The 16,123-nt window shown below is 74.2% G+C and carries 16 protein-coding genes; 9 read left to right on the top strand and 7 right to left on the bottom strand.

Features of this window, described 5'->3' with window-relative positions:
• Positions 1 to 21 precede the first annotated feature (21 nt).
• The gene (gene fabG, locus ACGFH8_RS03550) at positions 22 to 726 is read right to left on the bottom strand and encodes a 3-oxoacyl-ACP reductase FabG (protein WP_393362796.1); all 705 of its coding nucleotides are present in this window, start codon (positions 724 to 726) and stop codon (positions 22 to 24) included.
• A 155-nt stretch (positions 727 to 881) separates the two neighbouring features.
• On the opposite strand from fabG, the gene ACGFH8_RS03555 reads away from it, so the two are divergent.
• The 4 genes from ACGFH8_RS03555 (at position 882) to ACGFH8_RS03570 (ending at position 5,004) form a co-directional block, all read left to right on the top strand.
• Positions 882 to 2,111, top strand: coding sequence for a sensor histidine kinase (locus ACGFH8_RS03555; protein WP_393362799.1), 1,230 nt, complete (start codon positions 882 to 884; stop codon positions 2,109 to 2,111).
• On the top strand, positions 2,108 to 2,770 hold the full coding sequence (locus tag ACGFH8_RS03560; RefSeq protein WP_357248668.1) for a response regulator transcription factor: 663 nt from the start codon (positions 2,108 to 2,110) through the stop codon (positions 2,768 to 2,770). The genes ACGFH8_RS03555 and ACGFH8_RS03560 overlap by 4 nt, the downstream gene beginning before the upstream one ends.
• Positions 2,771 to 2,869: 99 nt before the next feature.
• Positions 2,870 to 3,775, top strand: a complete 906-nt coding sequence (locus tag ACGFH8_RS03565) for an alpha/beta hydrolase (RefSeq protein ID WP_393362802.1) — start codon at positions 2,870 to 2,872, stop codon at positions 3,773 to 3,775.
• Positions 3,772 to 5,004 (top strand): acyltransferase, encoded by a 1,233-nt coding sequence (locus tag ACGFH8_RS03570; protein ID WP_393362805.1) that lies wholly within the window; start codon positions 3,772 to 3,774, stop codon positions 5,002 to 5,004. Before ACGFH8_RS03565 ends, ACGFH8_RS03570 begins: the two co-directional genes overlap by 4 nt.
• A 351-nt stretch (positions 5,005 to 5,355) precedes the next feature.
• On the opposite strand, the gene ACGFH8_RS03575 is transcribed toward ACGFH8_RS03570, so the two are convergent.
• The 3 genes from ACGFH8_RS03575 to ACGFH8_RS03585 are packed head-to-tail and all read right to left on the bottom strand — an operon-like array spanning position 5,356 to position 8,386.
• Positions 5,356 to 6,306 carry a VWA domain-containing protein gene (locus ACGFH8_RS03575; RefSeq protein WP_393362808.1) on the bottom strand — a complete coding sequence of 317 codons (951 nt, stop codon included), beginning with the start codon at positions 6,304 to 6,306 and terminating at the stop codon, positions 5,356 to 5,358.
• Positions 6,303 to 7,301, bottom strand: a complete 999-nt coding sequence (locus ACGFH8_RS03580; protein ID WP_393364475.1) for a DUF58 domain-containing protein — start codon at positions 7,299 to 7,301, stop codon at positions 6,303 to 6,305. Before ACGFH8_RS03580 ends, ACGFH8_RS03575 begins: the two co-directional genes overlap by 4 nt.
• Positions 7,280 to 8,386 (bottom strand): AAA family ATPase, encoded by a 1,107-nt coding sequence (locus ACGFH8_RS03585; protein ID WP_393362811.1) that lies wholly within the window; start codon positions 8,384 to 8,386, stop codon positions 7,280 to 7,282. The genes ACGFH8_RS03580 and ACGFH8_RS03585 overlap by 22 nt, the downstream gene beginning before the upstream one ends.
• Positions 8,387 to 8,627: 241 nt before the next feature.
• Between ACGFH8_RS03585 and ACGFH8_RS03590 the strand changes: the two genes are divergently transcribed.
• From ACGFH8_RS03590 to ACGFH8_RS03600, 3 genes are all read left to right on the top strand, one after another.
• The gene (locus ACGFH8_RS03590; RefSeq protein ID WP_357248680.1) at positions 8,628 to 8,858 is read left to right on the top strand and encodes a hypothetical protein; all 231 of its coding nucleotides are present in this window, start codon (positions 8,628 to 8,630) and stop codon (positions 8,856 to 8,858) included.
• Positions 8,855 to 9,406 carry a PH domain-containing protein gene (locus tag ACGFH8_RS03595; protein WP_393362814.1) on the top strand — a complete coding sequence of 184 codons (552 nt, stop codon included), beginning with the start codon at positions 8,855 to 8,857 and terminating at the stop codon, positions 9,404 to 9,406. The genes ACGFH8_RS03590 and ACGFH8_RS03595 overlap by 4 nt, the downstream gene beginning before the upstream one ends.
• A gap of 88 nt (positions 9,407 to 9,494) precedes the next feature.
• Positions 9,495 to 11,054, top strand: a complete 1,560-nt coding sequence (locus ACGFH8_RS03600) for a PH domain-containing protein (protein WP_393362816.1) — start codon at positions 9,495 to 9,497, stop codon at positions 11,052 to 11,054.
• Positions 11,055 to 11,220: 166 nt separating this feature from the next.
• Here the strand turns inward: ACGFH8_RS03600 and ACGFH8_RS03605 are convergent, their stop codons facing one another.
• Complete coding sequence (locus ACGFH8_RS03605; protein ID WP_393362819.1) at positions 11,221 to 12,297, bottom strand: phosphatase PAP2 family protein; 1,077 nt, start codon at positions 12,295 to 12,297, stop codon at positions 11,221 to 11,223.
• 128 nt (positions 12,298 to 12,425) lie between these two features.
• Here ACGFH8_RS03605 and ACGFH8_RS03610 point away from each other — a divergent pair, with 128 nt between their 5' ends.
• Both ACGFH8_RS03610 and ACGFH8_RS03615 read left to right on the top strand, forming a co-directional pair.
• Positions 12,426 to 12,830: a hotdog domain-containing protein gene (locus tag ACGFH8_RS03610; RefSeq protein WP_357803715.1), complete on the top strand. Its 405-nt coding sequence runs from the start codon at positions 12,426 to 12,428 to the stop codon at positions 12,828 to 12,830.
• Positions 12,827 to 13,657, top strand: a complete 831-nt coding sequence (locus ACGFH8_RS03615; protein WP_393362822.1) for an MBL fold metallo-hydrolase — start codon at positions 12,827 to 12,829, stop codon at positions 13,655 to 13,657. Before ACGFH8_RS03610 ends, ACGFH8_RS03615 begins: the two co-directional genes overlap by 4 nt.
• Here the strand turns inward: ACGFH8_RS03615 and ACGFH8_RS03620 are convergent.
• Positions 13,654 to 14,589: a carbohydrate kinase gene (locus ACGFH8_RS03620; RefSeq protein WP_393362824.1), complete on the bottom strand. Its 936-nt coding sequence runs from the start codon at positions 14,587 to 14,589 to the stop codon at positions 13,654 to 13,656. The two genes, ACGFH8_RS03615 and ACGFH8_RS03620, sit on opposite strands and share 4 nt — an antisense overlap.
• Positions 14,590 to 14,702: 113 nt before the next feature.
• A complete protein-coding gene (locus ACGFH8_RS03625; RefSeq protein ID WP_393362827.1) occupies positions 14,703 to 15,854 on the bottom strand; it encodes an XdhC family protein in 1,152 nt (383 codons plus the stop codon).
• Positions 15,855 to 16,123: the final 269 nt, after the last annotated feature.

Consider the following 16,123-nt stretch of genomic DNA (forward strand, 5'->3'; position numbering starts at 1 on the left):
TTCCTCCGTACTCAAAAAGGGTTAGTGGCCCATGCCGAGGCCGCCGTCGACCGGGATCACGGCGCCGGAGACGTACCCGGCGCTGTCGGAGGCCAGCCAGGTGACCACCCCGGCGACCTCGTCCGGGCTGGCCATCCGGCCGGCCGGGATCGACTTGCGGATCTCCGCCTTGCGGTCCTCGGGCAGGCCGGCCGTCATGTCGGTGTCGATGAAGCCGGGCGCCACCACGTTGGCCGTGATGTTGCGGCTGCCCAGCTCCCGGGTGATCGAGCGGGCAACGCCGACCAGACCGGCCTTGCTGGCGGCGTAGTTGACCTGCCCGGCGCCGCCGGCGAGGCCGACCACCGAGGAGATGAAGATCATGCGACCCCACTTGGCGCGGAGCATCTTTCCGGAGGCCCGCTTGGCGACCCGGAACGCACCCGTGAGGTTGGTGTCCACCACACCTGTGAACTGTTCCTCGGTCATGCGCAGCAGCAGCGTGTCGGCGGTCATGCCGGCGTTCGCCACGAGCACCTCGACCGGACCCAGCTCGGCCTCGACGGCGGTGAACGCGGCGTCGATCGAGGCCGCGTCGGTGACGTCGGCGCGTACGCCGAACAGCCCCTCGGGCGCGTCGCCGCTGCGGTGGGTGACCGCCACCCGGTCGCCCTGCTTGGCGAAGGCCTGCGCGATGGCCAGGCCGATCCCCCGGTTACCCCCGGTCACCAGCACGGTACGGGCCACTGTTCCCCCTTGCGAATGGTCAGCACGGACGCGTCGGAGCCTAGGGGTTACCGGTAGGTAAGCGCTAACGGGAGTCGCGTCACACCGTGGTACGACACTGGGATCAACCCCTGGTGGCACGCCTCGTGACGGGGTCGGCCCGTAGCCTCCGGATGGTGAACCGGCATCCGATCGCCACGGCCCTGCGGGCGCTGCGACAGACCCTGTGGGGCCCGGACGCCCCGCCCGGTCGACCGCTGCTGGCCCGCTGGCCCCGGCTGGCCCGACCCGCCGCCCCGGTCGGGCTGCTCGCCGTGCTCGGCCTCTTCTGGATCACGTTTGTCGTGGAGAGCGACTGGGGTCTGCCGCCTCCGATCGCGGTGCTGTTCGCGGCGATGACCGTGGCGCCGCTGCTGGCGCTGCCCCGGCGTCCGCTGCTGGCCTGGCGGCTGACGGTGCTGGCCCTGCTGATCTGCACGTTCAACGCCCCGGCCGGGCTGCCCGGACCGTGGACGCCGCCGCTGGCGCTCGGGTCGGTAGCGGTGGTCGCGGTGGTCCTCGCACGGGTCGACCGGCCGGTGCTGGCCTGGGTGGTGGCGATTACCGCGGTGCCTGTGCTCACCCTGGTGCACCCGGAGAATCGGGCCGCCGTGCTGGCGCTGCTCGGCGCGTTGGCCATCGTCGGCGACCTGATCCGGCGCAACCGGCTGTCCCGGCGGGCGCTGGCCGCGCAGACCGAGCTGAGCGAACGGGAGCAGGAGCGCCGCGCGGTGTTGGAGGAACGCACCCGGATCGCGCGCGAGATGCACGACGTGGTGGCGCACCACATGTCGCTGATCGCGGTGCAGGCGGAGACCGCCCCGTACCGGCTGACCGACGTGCCGGCGCCGGCAGCCGCCGAGTTCGTGGCGATCGCCGCCTCGGCTCGCGACGCGCTCACCGACATGCGGCGACTGTTGGGGGTGCTGCGCAGCGAGGCGACCGGTCCGCAGACCGCACCGCAGCCGGACCTGACCGACCTGGGCGCGATGGTGGACGCGGCGCGCCGGGCCGGGCTGCCCGTCTCCCTGGACGCCGAGCCGATCGACGACGACCGGGTGCCCGCGCCGGTCGGGCTTGCCGCGTACCGCATCGTGCAGGAGGGCCTGGCCAACGCGGCCCGGCACGCGGTCGGGGCCGCGGTGCGCGTCACCGTCCGCACCGGTCCGTCCGGGCTGGGGGTACGCGTCGAAAACTCCCCGGCCGACGTCCGACCGACCGCCGACGGCGGCTCCGGGCACGGCCTGACCGGCATGCGGGAGCGGGCCACCTCGCTCGGCGGTACGTTCAGCGCCGGGCCGCTGCCCGACGGGGGTTACGCGGTGGCGGCCGAGTTGCCGTACGACGCGGAGGGCGGGGACGCGTGATCAAGGTTTTGATCGCCGACGACCAGGCGATGGTCCGGCAGGGCTTCGGCGCGCTGCTCGCCGCCCAACCGGACCTGCTGGTGGTGGGTGACGCCGCCGACGGCGCGCAGGCCGTCGCCGCCACCCGCCGGCTCGACCCGGACGTGGTGCTGATGGACGTGCGGATGCCGGTCATGGACGGGCTGGAGGCCACCCGCAAGCTGCTCGGCGACCGGTCGGCGCAGCGCCCCCGGGTGCTCATCCTCACGACCTTCGACCTCGACGACTACGTGTACGAGGCGCTGCGCGCCGGGGCCAGCGGTTTCCTGCTCAAGGACGCCCCGGCGGCCGATCTGGTGCAGGCGGTGCGGGTGGTGGCGGCCGGGGACGCGCTGCTCGCCCCGGCGGTCACCCGCCGGTTGATCGCCGAGTTCGCGGCCCGCCCGGACCGCCGCCGGCCCCGCCCCACCGACCTGGCCGGGCTGACCCCCCGGGAGACCGAGGTGCTGCGGTTGATCGCCCGGGGTCGCAACAACGCGGAGATCGCCGGTGACCTGGTGGTCGCCGAGCAGACCGTGAAGACGCACGTCGGGCGGATCCTGGCGAAGCTGGGGCTGCGCGACCGGGCCCAGGCCGTGGTGCTGGCGTACGAGACGGGTCTGGTGGCCGCCGGCGAGTAGTCCCGGAGAGCCACCCCGGGGACGGCTCCCCGGGACGATGACCCCGCACCGCCCACCCGCGCACTGTGCCTCCGGACGACATTCCGGAGGGAGAACGAGATGCGACGACGAGGTGCCGGCCGGGTGGTGCTGGCCACGCTGCTCGGCGTGAACCTGGTCCTGCCGACCCGACCCGAGCCGGTCGCGGCGACGGGGTTCGTGGAGGCGTACCCGGTCACGGCTGCGGCGATGCGCGCGGCCGGCCCGCCGTACGCGGACTGGGCGGCCGGCGGGCGTCGGTTTCTGTCGTTCGACTCGCGTGGCGACGGCCGCGCGGTCGAGGTGCTCGGCGACCTGGCCGGCGCGGACCGAATCGCGGTGCTGGTGCCGGGGGTGGGCAGCACCCTGGCCGACTTCGACAGGGGGTTGGGCGGGGTGGCCCACCGGGCGCCGGCGGTGCAGGCCGGGCAGCTCTACCGGCAGGTGCGGGCGAGCGAGCCGTCGGCGCGGGTCGCGGTGCTGGCCTGGCTCGGCTACGACCCGCCCGACGGGGTGTGGACGGCCGCCGGTGGCCTCAGCGCCCGACGCGGCGCTGCCGGGCTGGCCGGGCTGCTGCGGGAACTGGCCGCGCGCCGTCCGGCGGCGACGATCACGCTGGTCGGGCACAGCTATGGGGCGCTCGTGGTGGCCCTGGCGGCGGCGGACGCCCCGGCCCAGGTCACCGATGTGGTGAGCCTCGGCGGCGTCGGCGCGGGGGTGCAGCGCGCCGACGAGTTGCCCGGCGGGCGGCGGTTCTGGGCGGCCGAGGCCGCCACCGACTGGATCCGGCGGGTTCCGTCGGTACGACTGCCCGGTCTCGGTTTCGGCCGCCGCCCCGGCGACCCGTCGTTCGGCGCCCGCAGCCTGCCGGTGGGCGGGGTGAGCGGGCACGACGGTTACCTCGCCCCCGGCAGCGCCACGCTTGTCGCGGTGGCGGCGGTCGTGCTGGACGGTGTCGACGCCGACCGGATCGGGGACGCGCGATGAGCCGGGACCGCACCGTCGACGCGCTGCGGGCGTACGCCATCGGCGGGGTGGTGCTGGGGCACTGGCTGGTCACCGGGCTGGTACTGACCGGCGACGGCGGACTGCGCCAGGCCAGCCCGCTCACCGCGTTGCCCGGGCTGGCCCCGGTGACCTGGGTGTTGCAGACGCTCGGGCTGTTCTTCTTCACCGCCGGCTTCGGGTCGGCCCGGTCGCTGGCCGGCCACCGGGGCGGTCCGGGTGGCTGGGTGGCCGGTCGGCTGCGCCGGTTGCTGCTGCCGATGGTGGCGCTGCTGGGGGTGGGTGCCGCCGTGCTGCTCGCCGCCACCGTCGCCGGCACCCCGGACGACACGCTCACCGTCGCGCTGCGGCTGGCGATCAGTCCGTTGTGGTTCCTGGCGCCGCTGGTGTTCCTGATCGCGATGACCGGGCCGCTGCGCACCGCCGTACGCCGGTGGGGGTGGGGTCGTTGCGTCGTACCGGCGGTGGTCGTGGTCGCCGCGGCGGACCTGGCGGTGCGGCTGCTGCCGGCCGGCGGGCACCTGCCACCGGTGAGTGTGGTGGCGGCCTGGTCGGTGCCGTACCTGCTGGGCGTGGCGCACGCCGACGGGCGGTTGGCCGGCCCCCGGGCGGCGGGCACGCTCGCGGCCGGCGGGGTGGCCGCGCTTGCCGCGTTGCTGGCCCTGGGTTACCCGGTGAGCGCTGTCGGCGTGCCCGGGGCCGGGGTGTCCAACCTGAACCCGCCGTCGCTGCTGGCCGTGGCGCTGGCGGTGACCCAGGTCGGGCTGGGGCTGCTCGCCCGGCCGGCGCTGGAACGGCTGCTGGCCCGGCCGTTGCCGGGCCGGGCGGTGACCGAGGTGAACAGGTGCGCGTTCCGGATCTATCTGTGCCACCAGCCGATACTCGTGGGGGTGACCGCGCTCACCGCCCGCGGCGGGCTGGCGCTGCCCGGGTTGCACACCGTGCCGGACGACGCGGGCTGGGTGCTCGCGCGCTTCTGCTGGCTGCCGGTGCTGGCCGCGCTGCTGGTCACGGTGGTACGAACCGGCCGGCCGCAGCCGCGACGCCGACCGGCCGGCCCAGGGGTCGCCGACCGGTCGGCCGAGTGCGTCTCGGCGGCGTCGCAGGTGTACGATCATCGACGTTCCGGCCCGCCCGACTTGCAGGAGGTGATCGCTGTGCGAGATAGCGATCCTCCCAGTCGTGGCCGGGCCGATGGTCAGCCCCGCTGAGCCACGACTCAGTCTGGTGAGCTGACCCCGCTCCGCTCCCCCACCCCTCGGCACACGCCGAGGTGTGTCGCGCCGTCCGGTTCGCCGACGGTCGCCGGGAGCCGCCCGGTCACGACTTCGTGTGCGCGTCCCCACCCCCTGCGGTCCGCCCCCGCACGCGGACCGTCCAGCCGCCACCCGGAGCCGTCCATGAGCCGCTACGTCGCCCCGCTGGGCTTCACCCTCGCCGCCGTCTGGGTGGCAATCGTCTTCGTGCTGGCCGGCGGCGGCCACTGAGGTGCTGATGGTCGGCGGCGGCCACCGAGGTGGCGCTGACCGGCGGCGGTCGGTGACCGCCGCCGGTCCATCGCTTCAGATCATCCGCGACGACCACAGCAGGCTGAGCGCCCCGGCGCACAGCGCCAGCAGCAGCGCCAACCCGGCGTACCACTGGGTCACCTCCCGCGGCTCGGTCCGGAAGCCGATCGAGCTGCCCATGTCCTGGTAGACCTGCTTCAGCTCGCTCACCGAGGCCGCCTCGTAGAAGTAGCCCTCGGTGGTCTCGGCAAGCTCGGCCAGGGCCAACCGGTCCACCGGCACCCGCTGCAACTGCCCGCCGATGTCGACCTGGCCGGTGTCGGTGCCGAACGCGATCGTGGAGACCGGGACGTTCGCCGCCTGCGCGGCCGCCGCCGCCTCCTCCACCGCCCGCCCGGAGGTGCGGAAGCCGTCGGACAGCAGCACGATCCGTGCCGGCGGGATGCCCGCCGCGCCGTCGGCCGGCACCGACCGGATCGCCTCCAGACAGGTGAACACCGCCTCGCCGGTCGCGGTCGCCTCGGCCAGCACCAGACCGTCGATGGCACCTGTCACCGCGTCCCGGTCCTTGCCCGGCGGCACCAGCACGTTCGCCGCCTTGGCGAACGACACGAGACCCAGGTTGTAGCTCTCCGGCAGCTCACCGACGAACTGCTTGGCCGCCTCCTGGGCCGCCTCCAGCCGGTTCGGCGCCACGTCGTCGGCCTGCATCGACAGCGACACGTCGATGGCGAGCATCACCGTGGCCCGTTCCAGGGGCTCCCGGGTGTCCACCGCCGGCCGGGCCAGCGCGGTGGCCAGCACCAGCAGGCAGAGCAGGAACGCCGTCGCCGGGACGTGCCGACGCCAACCGAGCCCCTTCGGCGCCACCGTACGCAGCAGGTCCACGTTCGTGAACCGCATCGCGAACGCCCGACGGTGCAGCTGCCGCCAGACGTAGAACGCCGCGAGGGCGAGCACCGGCAGCACGGCCAACAACCACCACGGTTGCATGAAACGGATCATCGTGTCGTCCCCCGGGTACGCGCGTGCCGCTGCGCGGCCACGAATCGCACCATGTCCAGCAGCCAGTCTCGGTCCGTACGCAGACGCAGGTGGGCCGCGCCGGCGCCGCGCAGGGCGGCGGCGATCGTGGCCCGTTGGGCGGTCGCGGCCTCGGCGTAGCGCTGCCGCAGCCGTGGATCGGCAGTCTGCACCTCGTGCAACTCGCCGCTCTCCGGGTCGACCACCGGTAACACACCCACGTCGGGCAACTCCAGCTCGCGCGGGTCGATCACCTCGATGGCGAGCACGTCGTGGCGGATCCGCAGCTTGCGCATCGGCCGGGCCCACTGCTCGACCGGCGCGAGGAAGTCCGAGATCACCACGACCACCCCGCGCCGGCGGGGCGGACGGTTGAGCATCTCGATCAGGGCGCCCAGGTCACCACGCCCCGGCTGGATGGCGGTGCCGGCGAGGGTACGCAGCAGGCCCTGCGCCTCCTTGCGGCCGGAGCGGGCCGGCAACCGGGTGAACACCCCCGGTCCGGCCGGCGGTGGTGGTCTGCCACGCCAGCGGCGGGCCGGTGCGGACACGCCGCCGCCGGTGCCGACCACCGCGCCGATCCGGTTGCCGCCGCGCACGGTCAGGTGGGTGATGGCTGCCGCGGCGGCCACCACCACCTCGCGTTTGAGCCACTGCCCGGTGCCGAAGTCCAGACTGGCGGACAGATCCACCGCCAGCCAGGTCTCCAGCTCCCGGTCGGCGACCGTACGCCGCACGTGGGGTGTGGTGGTCCGTGCGGTGACCGGCCAGTCCATCCGGCGCACGTCGTCGCCCGGGCGGTACTCCCGGGATTCGCCCGCCTCGCTGCCCGGCCCGGGCAGCAGACCGGCGTAGTCGCCCTGCAGCAGACCGTCGAGTTTGCGGGTGACGAGCAGTTGCAGCCGGGACAGCACGGCCTCGCTGCGATCGGGGACGGGACGAGGGGTGGGTGAGGTCACGGCCGCTGCCCGGGCCAGCCAGCGCCCGGCGGCGGCGCGATCGTCGACGGAGTGGCCTGCTGCCGGGGCGCGACCGCCGGCAGGGGGATCGTCGACATCACCCGGTGCACGATGTGGTCGGCGGGCACGTCGTCGGCGAGCGCGTCGTAGCTGAGCACCAACCGGTGCCGCAGGATGTCCGGCGCGATGTCCTGCACGTCCTGCGGCAGGGCGTAGTCGCGTCCGCGCAGCAGCGCCAGCGCACGCGTCGCCCGGACCAGGCCCAGCGAGGCGCGGGGGCTGGCCCCGTACTGGATCAGTTGGGCGACGTCGGGCATGCCGTGCTCGGCGGGGGCGCGGGTGGCAAGCACCAACCGGACCGCGTAGTCGACCAGGGCGTTGTGCACGAAGACCTGGTCGGCCTTGCGTTGCAGGGCGATCAACTCGGGTGTGTCGAAGACCGCGGTCGGCTCGGGCGCGGACACGCCCATCCGGTAGACGATCTCGCGTTCCTCCGCGTCGGTCGGGTAGCCCACTACGATCTTCATGAGGAATCGGTCCCGCTGCGCCTCCGGCAGCGGGTAGACGCCCTCCTGCTCGATCGGGTTCTGGGTGGCCATCACGAGGAACGGGTCGGGCACCCGGTGGCTCTCGCCGCCGATGGACACCTGCCGCTCGCTCATCACCTCCAGCAGCGCGGACTGCACCTTCGCCGGCGCCCGGTTGATCTCGTCGGCGAGCAGGAAGTTGACGAAGACCGGGCCCAGCTCCACGTCGAACTTCTCGCTGGACTGCCGGTAGATGCGGGTGCCCATGATGTCGGCGGGCACCAGGTCCGGGGTGAACTGCACCCGGGCGAAGGACCCGCCGACGACCTTCGCGAGGGTCTCCACCGCCAGGGTCTTGGCGACCCCGGGCACCCCTTCGAGCAGGCAGTGGCCGCGAGCGAGCAGCGCGACGAACATCCGCTCCACCATCCGGTCCTGCCCGACGATCACACGTTTGATCTCGAACATCGCCCGCTCCAACAGGGTGGCGTCCTGCGCGGGTGTGGTCACCGCCGCGGGTGTCTGCGGTGCCGCCCCGTTCGGCGTCGGGGCGTCGGGCATGGTCGGCTGGGCCACCGGTCCTCCACAGCGTTTGTCGGTCGTCGCGGCTCGTGCGGTATCAAGACTCGCATGCCTTGCTGAGTGTCGAGGTGGGGAGAAGCCGATTTTCGCCGCGCCGTCCCCAGCAGCAGAATCGCCCGACGAGGGTGTACAAGGACCGGCCTGCCGCGTGTACGATTCACCCCGTCGCCGGGCGGCTCCCCCCGTGGTCGCCCGGCGATCAAACTTTCCGTCCGGCCACCCTAGACTGGCCCGGATGAGCATCCCCTCCACCGCCGACGACGCCCTCGTCTGCTCGGCCCGCGGCTGTCGGGCTGCCGCTGTCTGGGCCCTGGAGTGGAACAATCCCCGGCTGCACGACGCCGATCGGCGCAAGACCTGGCTGGCCTGCGCCGACCACCGGACCAGCCTCGGTGACTTCCTGGACGCTCGCGGCTTCCTGCGTGCCGTCACCGCGGTGCCCGGATCGCCTACGCTCGACACGTGAGCACCCCCGGCGCCCCACCGCCCCCCGGATCCGACGCCCCGACGGCCGCACCGGCGGGCCCAGGGCCGCTGGAGCCCTGGCCCGACACGGTCCACTGGCAGCCGATCTCCACCGACCTGATCTGGGTGGAGCTGATCCGGTTGGCGATCGTGGTCGCCATCGGGCTGGCCGCGACCGGGGTCGGCTGGGCGTTGAGCGGGCACTGGTCGCTCGGGCTCGCCGTCGCCGTCGTGGTGCTGCTCGGCGCGTGGCGGGCGGTGGCGATCGTCCGCGCGGTCCGGGCCTGGGGGTACGCCGAAAGGGACACCGACCTGCTGGTCCGCCACGGGCTGCTGGTCCGCCGGCTCTCCATCGTCCCCTATTCGCGGATGCAGTTCGTCGACGTCAGCGCCGGGCCGCTGGAGCGCGCCTTCGACCTTGCCACCGTGCAGTTGCACACGGCCGCGGCGGCCAGCGACGCCCGGGTTCCCGGGCTGCGCCCGGCGGAGGCGTCCCGGCTCCGCGACCGGCTCACCGCGCTCGGCGAGGACCGGGCGGAGGGGTTGTGAGCGCTGCGACGGGGTGGCGTCGCGGGCCGTACCGCGACCGACCCGGCACGTCCGGCGGGGAGCACCGACCGGGCCGGGGGCCGGCCCGATGAGCGACCGTCCCGCCGAGCCGAGCACCGCGCCACCCGCCGACACGGCACCGCACGGGCCGACGCCACCCGCCGACACGGCCCCGGTGCCATCTGTCGACGCGGCACCGTACGGGCCGGTGCCGTCGGCGGACGCGGCCCCACCCGGGCCGACTTCGTCGGCGGACGCGGCACCGCACGGGCCGGTGCCGTCGGCGGAGTCCGTCGCGTGGCCGGCACCGGCGGTTGATGGCGAGGGCGAGCCCCGGCAGCGACTGCATCCGCTCAGCCCACTCCTGCACGGCGCCAAGTCCCTGGCCGTGGTCATCGCCGGGTTGTCGTGGTCGACGCTGTCCCGGGTGGGTTTCGGCTGGTTCGCCGCCATGGTGGCGGTGCTGGCGCTCGGCGCGACGGTGCTGTCGGTGATCAGCTGGTACAACACCGGCTACCACGTGGTGGGCCGCGAACTGCGGGTGTACGAGGGGCTGCTCTGGCGGCGTACCCGGGCCATCCCGTTGGAGCGACTACAGGCCGTCGAGGTGGTCCGGCCACTGCTGGCCCAGCTCAGCGGTCTGGCCGAGCTGCGTCTGGAGGTCGTCGGCGGCGGCAAGACCGAGGCGCCACTGGCGTACCTCGGGGTGGCCGACGCGGCCCGGCTGCGCGAGCGGCTGCTGGCGCTGGCCGGGCGGGTGACGCAACCGAGCGGGCGGGGCGACGCGACGCCCGCGGTGGTCCCGGGGTCGGCGGCGCCGCCGGTGCTGGCCGCGCCGGGCCGGAAACTGCACGCGGTACGCAACCAGGACCTGCTGGTCAGCCAACTGCTCACCCCGCAGGCGTTCCTGCTCCCGTTCGGGGTGGCCTTCGTCGTGGTGCAGTTCGTCACCGCGGGGTCGTGGTCGTTCGTCGCGGTGGCGAGCACGCTGACCGCGATGGCGGGCGTGCTGCTGCAACCGGTCCGCCGGGTCCTCGACGACTGGAACTTCCGACTGGCCCGCGACGGTGGCACGCTGCGGGTGCACAACGGCCTGCTGGAGACGCGGGCGCAGGCCGTGCCGCTGGCGCGGGTACAGACCGTACGGGCCACCTGGCCGCTGCTCTGGCGGATGAAGGGCTGGCTGCGGCTGCGCCTGGAGGTGGCCGGGTATTCCCTCGCCGACGCAGACGACCGCAACCGGCCCGACCGGCTCCTGCCGGTCGGTGACCTCCCGACGGCGACGATGATCGTCGCCGAGGTGCTGCCCGGGGTACGCCTCGACACCCTGCCGCTGACCCCTCCACCGACCCGCACCCGCTGGCTGCACCCACTGGGCCGTCGCGCGTTCGGCGCGGGTCTGTTCGACGAGGTGTTCGCCACCCGGTCCGGGCGGCTCACCCGGCAGTTGGTGATCCTGCCGTACGCCCGCATCCAGAGCGTGCGCGTGGTGCAGGGGCCGGTGCAGCGCCGCCTGGGGCTGGCCACCGTGCACGCGGACACCGCTGGCGGTTCCGGTGCCACCGCCCAGGACCGCGACCTGGCCGAAGCGTGGGCGATAGCAGCCGAACTGACCACAAGGTCCCACCAAGCCCAAACCCAGACCTAACCCCCCACCCCACCCGGCCCCGCACCCTCCCCCGCCCCCGTCGCCCCCGTCGCCCCCGCGTTGATCATGGAGTTATTGCCCTGACACGCCGTCTGGGAGGGCAATAACCTCATGATCAACGGGGGAAGCGCCGGGGAAGCGCCGGAGGCCCGGGGGTGGGGTGGGGTTAGTGGTCGGCCGGGACTGGGGGGTGGGTTCTGGGGGTGTCTGGGCCGCGTGTGGGTGGGGGCTCGGGTTGGTCGGGCGGGGGGTTGGTGGGGTCGGTGGGCCGTGGCGCCTTGGCGCTCGGGTGGCGGGCCCGCCAGGCCGCCCAACCGCGCTCCGCCAGACCGACCGCCAGGAAGGTCAGCCCCACGTACGCCCAGCCGACCAGCACGTCGATCACGTAGTGCTCACCCGAGTAGACCAGGGTGAAGGTCATCGCCAGCGGGTACGCGAGCAGCAGCGGCCACCAGCGGCGGCGGGTGGTGGTCAGGAAGAACAGCACCACGAACAGCGCCCACGCGGTGTGCAGCGACGGCATCGCGGCGACCGGGTTGGACGCGATCTGACCGGCGTTGAGCACGTTGCCGGCACCGTGCATGCCGAACGCCTTCCAACCCCGGGTGGAGATCCGGGCGACCTCGGTGAGCAGGCCGTTCTGCGCCGCCCACCAGGGCGGGGCGGCCGGGTAGATGAAGTAGGTGACCAGGCCGGCGGCGCAGAGGAAACCCCAGCGCCGCATGTACGCCGCCCAGCGGTGCCGGTCGCGCAGCCAGAGCACCGCGGCGGCGGTCAACGCGACCACGAAGTGGGAGAAGTACACCCAGCTCGCGGCGATGTCCCACCAGTGCACCTGCGGACGGTAGAGGTGCTGCTGCAACCAGACGGTGGGCACCTCACCGCCGGTGGCCCAGCCGAACATGAACCGGTCGGCGACGACCAGCTCCATCGCGTGCGGGGTGGACCCGTTGTCGGCGAACCCCCGCGAGAGGTTGTAGACGACGAACAGCAGCACCACCGGCACCCAGTCCCGGGCGAAGCGCAGGTGACTACGCCACGGCCGGTCGCTGTTCCAGGCGATCGTCGCCGCCCAGATCCAGACGAAGGCGTACGTGGGGTCGGTCGGCAGTCCGATCGCCAGCCACGCGGCGACGAAGGCGACGGCCCACACGCTCATGGCGACGACACGTCGACGACCCCCGTCGCCGGACGCGGGCGGGTCGGTCCGGGCGGGGGGCTGGGGGTCAGTCACGACGGCCATCGTCGTCAAGGTTAACGACGGGTACGGCATCGACAGACGGGGACCACCCGTCGGTCGTCTTGGGTGGGGTGCGAGCGGATCGCCGGGCGCGTGCCCGACGCCTGCACCGAGCACCTAGGCTGACGACCATGCAGGAGCAGCCCGAGCCGGCCTTCGCGCCGGGTCTGACCGCCCAGGTCGAGTTGACGGTCACCGACGCGGACACCGCCCAGGCTGTCGGTTCCGGGGACGTACCGGTGCTGGGCACTCCCCGGGTGCTCGCCCTCGCCGAGGCCGCCACCGTCGCGGCGACGGCGACCGGGATGCCGGCGGGGTCGACGACCGTGGGGACGCGCGTCGAGCTGGAGCACCTGGCGCCGACGGTTGTCGGCCGCACGGTCCGGGCGCAGGCCCTGCTGGCGACGGTCGACGGCCGTCGACTGTCGTTCGAGGTCACGGTCAGCGACGGGGACCAGACGGTGGCCCGGGGCCGGGTGGATCGGATCCTGGTGGACCGGCAACGCTTCGTCGAGCGCGCCGGACGATCGTCGTGACCGCCGGGTTCGTCGAGGTCGCCGACCGGGTGCACGTCCTTCGCGAACCACTGCTGCGGGTCAACGTCACACTTGTCGTCGGCGACGACGAGGCGCTCCTGGTGGACACGCTCTCCTCGGCCGCGCAGGCCGCCGAGCTGGCCGCCGCCGTCCGGGCGGTCACCGACCGCCCGCTGACGCTTGTCAACACCCACCACCACTACGACCACTGCTTCGGCAACGCAGTCCTGGCCGGCAACCCACCCCGCCCGGTGTACGCGCACGAGATGGCCGCCGCGGCCCTGCGCCAGGACCCGGAGCGGCTGCGCCGGGAGGCGTACGAGGAGTTGCGCGAGGAGCATCCGGCGCTCGCCGCCGAGCTTGCCGACACCCCACTGCTCGCCCCGACGCACACCGTGCACACGGAGACGTCGCTCGACCTGGGTGGCCGGCGGGTGCTGCTGCGCCACCCGGGACGTGGGCACACCGACGCGGACCTGGTGGTGCACGTGCCGGACGCCGACGTACTCGTCGCCGGTGACCTGGTGGAGCAGAGCGGCCCGCCCGCCTTCGAGGACGCGTACCCCCTGCGGTGGCCGGACGCGGTCGCGGACCTGCTGCGGCTGACCACCGCGCGCACGGTGGTGGTGCCGGGTCACGGCGACCCGGTGGACGTCGACTTCGTCCGCGCCCAGCACGCCGACCTGGTGCGGCTGGCCTGGTTGATCCGGGCCGCGCACACCGGCAGCGCGCCGCCGGAGCGGGTGGCCGCCGAGGCTCCCTTCGGCGCCCGCGCGGCCCTGGTCGCCGCCCGCCGCGGCTACCGGGAGCTGGACGGCGAGGTCTAGGCCGGAAAGCGACGGTCGACGTCGGCGCGGGTGGGCATGGCGGTGGCACCACCGGGTTTTTCGCAGACCAGGCCCGCCACCCGCACCGCGAACGCGACCCGCTCGACCCAGCCCGCCGGGGAGTCCGGCTCGCCGTCGAGGAGCAGGTCGGCGATCAGCGCGGCCATTACCGAGTCGCCGGCGCCGGTGGCGTCGATCGCGTCGACCTTGGGGGCCGGCACCCGGACCGGGTCGGCGTCGGCGGCGGCCAGCACCGCGCCGGCCGCGCCGAGCGTCACCACGACGGTGGCCGCCCCCAACTCGCGCAGGTACGCGGCCACCCCCTCGACCGGTTCACCCGGGTAGAGCAGCGCGGCGTCGGCGGCGCTCAGCTTGACCAGGTGCGCGCCGGCGGCGAACTCGGCCACCACCTGGCGGAGCCCGCCCAGGGCCTCCGGCCCGTGCAGCAGCCGGGGGCGCACGTTCGGGTCGAAGACCCGCAGGCCGGCGGCGAGCGACCAGGCACGGCGGGCGGCGGCCAGCGTGTCGGGTTGAAGCAGCACGATCGAGCCGCAGTAGAGCACGTCGGCGCCCTCCAGCAGCGCCAGGTCCAGGTCGTCGGGGCCGAGCAGTCCGTAGGACGCCGGTTCGCCGTAGAAGCGGAAGTCGGGTTCGGGCCCGGCGTACGTGACCACCGCGAGCGTGGTCGGCGCCGGCACCGTCACCGCACCGGCCACCCCGACGTCGGCGGCGGTCAGGAAGGCGCGGATCCGGCCGCCCAGCACGTCGTCGCCGAGGGAGCCGACGAACTGTGCCGCACCACCGAGGCGGGCCACCCCGACGGCGACGTTGAGCGGCCCGCCGCCGATCGCCTGCCGGTAGACCCGTTCCCCGTCGCGCTCGCTGTCGAGCAGGTCGACGAGCGCCTCGCCGAGCACCACCGCGTACCCCATGCCGATCCTCCCGTCGTGGCCAGCCCACCGCCGGCCGTCGCCCGCCGAGCCGGTCGCCGTGCCACCAGGCTGGCACAGCGGGCCGCTCGGCGGGCGCCGAAGCGGCGCACGGGCTACCCCGGCCGGTGGACCGGCCCGTCGAGCGCCGCGAGGGGACGACCGCTGCCACCCCAGCGGGCCGCGACGATCTGCGCGGCCACGCTCACCGCGGTCTCCTCCGGGGTACGACCACCGAGGTCCAGCCCGATCGGGGAGGCGAGCCGGGCGAGTTGCTCCGCGTCGAGCCCCGCCTCGCGTAGCAGCTTGTGCCGCTCGTCGTGGGTACGCCGCGAACCCATCGCGCCGACGTACGCCAACCGGTGGCGCAACGCCAGTTCCAGCACCGGCACGTCGAACTTCGGATCGTGGGTGAGGACGCACACCACGGTCCGCCCGTCGGCCCGGCCCGCGTCCAACTCCGTCCGCAGGTAGCGGTGCGGCCACTGCACCACCACCTCGTCGGCCTCGGGGAAGCGCCGGGCGGTGGTGAAGACTCCTCGGGCGTCGCAGACGGTGACCCGGTAGCCGAGGAACGCGCCGATCCGGGCGACCGCGGCGGCGAAGTCGATGGCCCCGAAGACGATCATCCGAGGCGGGGTGGCGTACGCGGTCACGAAGAGGCTGACGCCGCTGCCGCGCCGCTGCCCGTGGTAGCCGTAGCGGAGCACCCCGCTGTGCCCGGTGGCGAGCAGCCCGGCGGCGTCGACGGCCGCGGCGTCGTCGAGCCGGTCGTCACCCAGCGAGCCGATCGACCGCTGGCCGGTCAGCACCAGCCGCCGCCCCAACCGTCGAGCCGGATCGGTCGGCACCGCGCCCGGTGGATCACCGGCGTCGGCGGCCACGCAGGTGACCACCGCCGCCGGTTGGCCTCCCCGGCGGGCGGCGGCGACCGCCGCCAACTCCGGCAGGGCAGCGGGGTCGACGCGCTCCACGAACACGTCGAGGATGCCACCGCAGGTCAGACCCACGGCGTACGCGTCGTCGTCGCTGATGCCGTAGCGGATCAGCTCGGCCGCGCCGGTGTCCAGCACCCGGCGGGACCGTTCGTAGAGGTCCGCCTCGACGCAGCCGCCGGAGACGCTGCCGGTGACCGTGCCGTCGATCGCGACCGCCATCGTCGCGCCGGGCGGCTGCGGCGCGGAGCGCCAGGTGGCCACGACGGTGGCCAGGCCGACCGACTCACCGGCGCGGCACCTGCGGTGCACCTCGTCGAACACGTCCGGCACCGGCCGCCGCCTCTCCGCCTCCGTCGTCCCCGTCCGCAGGATATGGCGTTCGACGGCGGCCGGTGGGTCAACCCATCCATCGAGGAACAGCTATTGCGCGGCGCGGCGGGGCGTGGTGGGATGACGGGTACCGGGCGGTGCGAGGGCTGCCGCGCCACCGGTTGCCGGGTTCGACACACGCGAGGGCGCCGGTCCCTGACAGGACCGTTGATGGCGCGCGTCCACCGGCCGGTCTTCCGCCGGGGCACGTCGCCGTGATCGTCGCACCG

The organism is Micromonospora sp. NPDC049175, assembly GCF_043197345.1.
In the GTDB taxonomy this organism is placed as follows: Bacteria; Actinomycetota; Actinomycetes; order Mycobacteriales; family Micromonosporaceae; genus Micromonospora.

Bases quoted from the DNA above. Each gene is read 5' to 3' on its own strand.
- ACGFH8_RS03565 (WP_393362802.1), top strand. From the start codon at position 2,870: ATGCGACGACGAGGTGCCGGCCGGGTGGTGCTGGCCACGCTGCTCGGC.
- ACGFH8_RS03570 (WP_393362805.1), top strand. From the start codon at position 3,772: ATGAGCCGGGACCGCACCGTCGACGCGCTGCGGGCGTACGCCATCGGC.
- ACGFH8_RS03575 (WP_393362808.1), bottom strand. From the start codon at position 6,306: ATGATCCGTTTCATGCAACCGTGGTGGTTGTTGGCCGTGCTGCCGGTG.
- ACGFH8_RS03590 (WP_357248680.1), top strand. From the start codon at position 8,628: ATGAGCATCCCCTCCACCGCCGACGACGCCCTCGTCTGCTCGGCCCGC.
- ACGFH8_RS03600 (WP_393362816.1), top strand. From the start codon at position 9,495: ATGAGCGACCGTCCCGCCGAGCCGAGCACCGCGCCACCCGCCGACACG.
- ACGFH8_RS03605 (WP_393362819.1), bottom strand. From the start codon at position 12,297: ATGGCCGTCGTGACTGACCCCCAGCCCCCCGCCCGGACCGACCCGCCC.
- ACGFH8_RS03610 (WP_357803715.1), top strand. From the start codon at position 12,426: ATGCAGGAGCAGCCCGAGCCGGCCTTCGCGCCGGGTCTGACCGCCCAG.
- ACGFH8_RS03620 (WP_393362824.1), bottom strand. From the start codon at position 14,589: ATGGGGTACGCGGTGGTGCTCGGCGAGGCGCTCGTCGACCTGCTCGAC.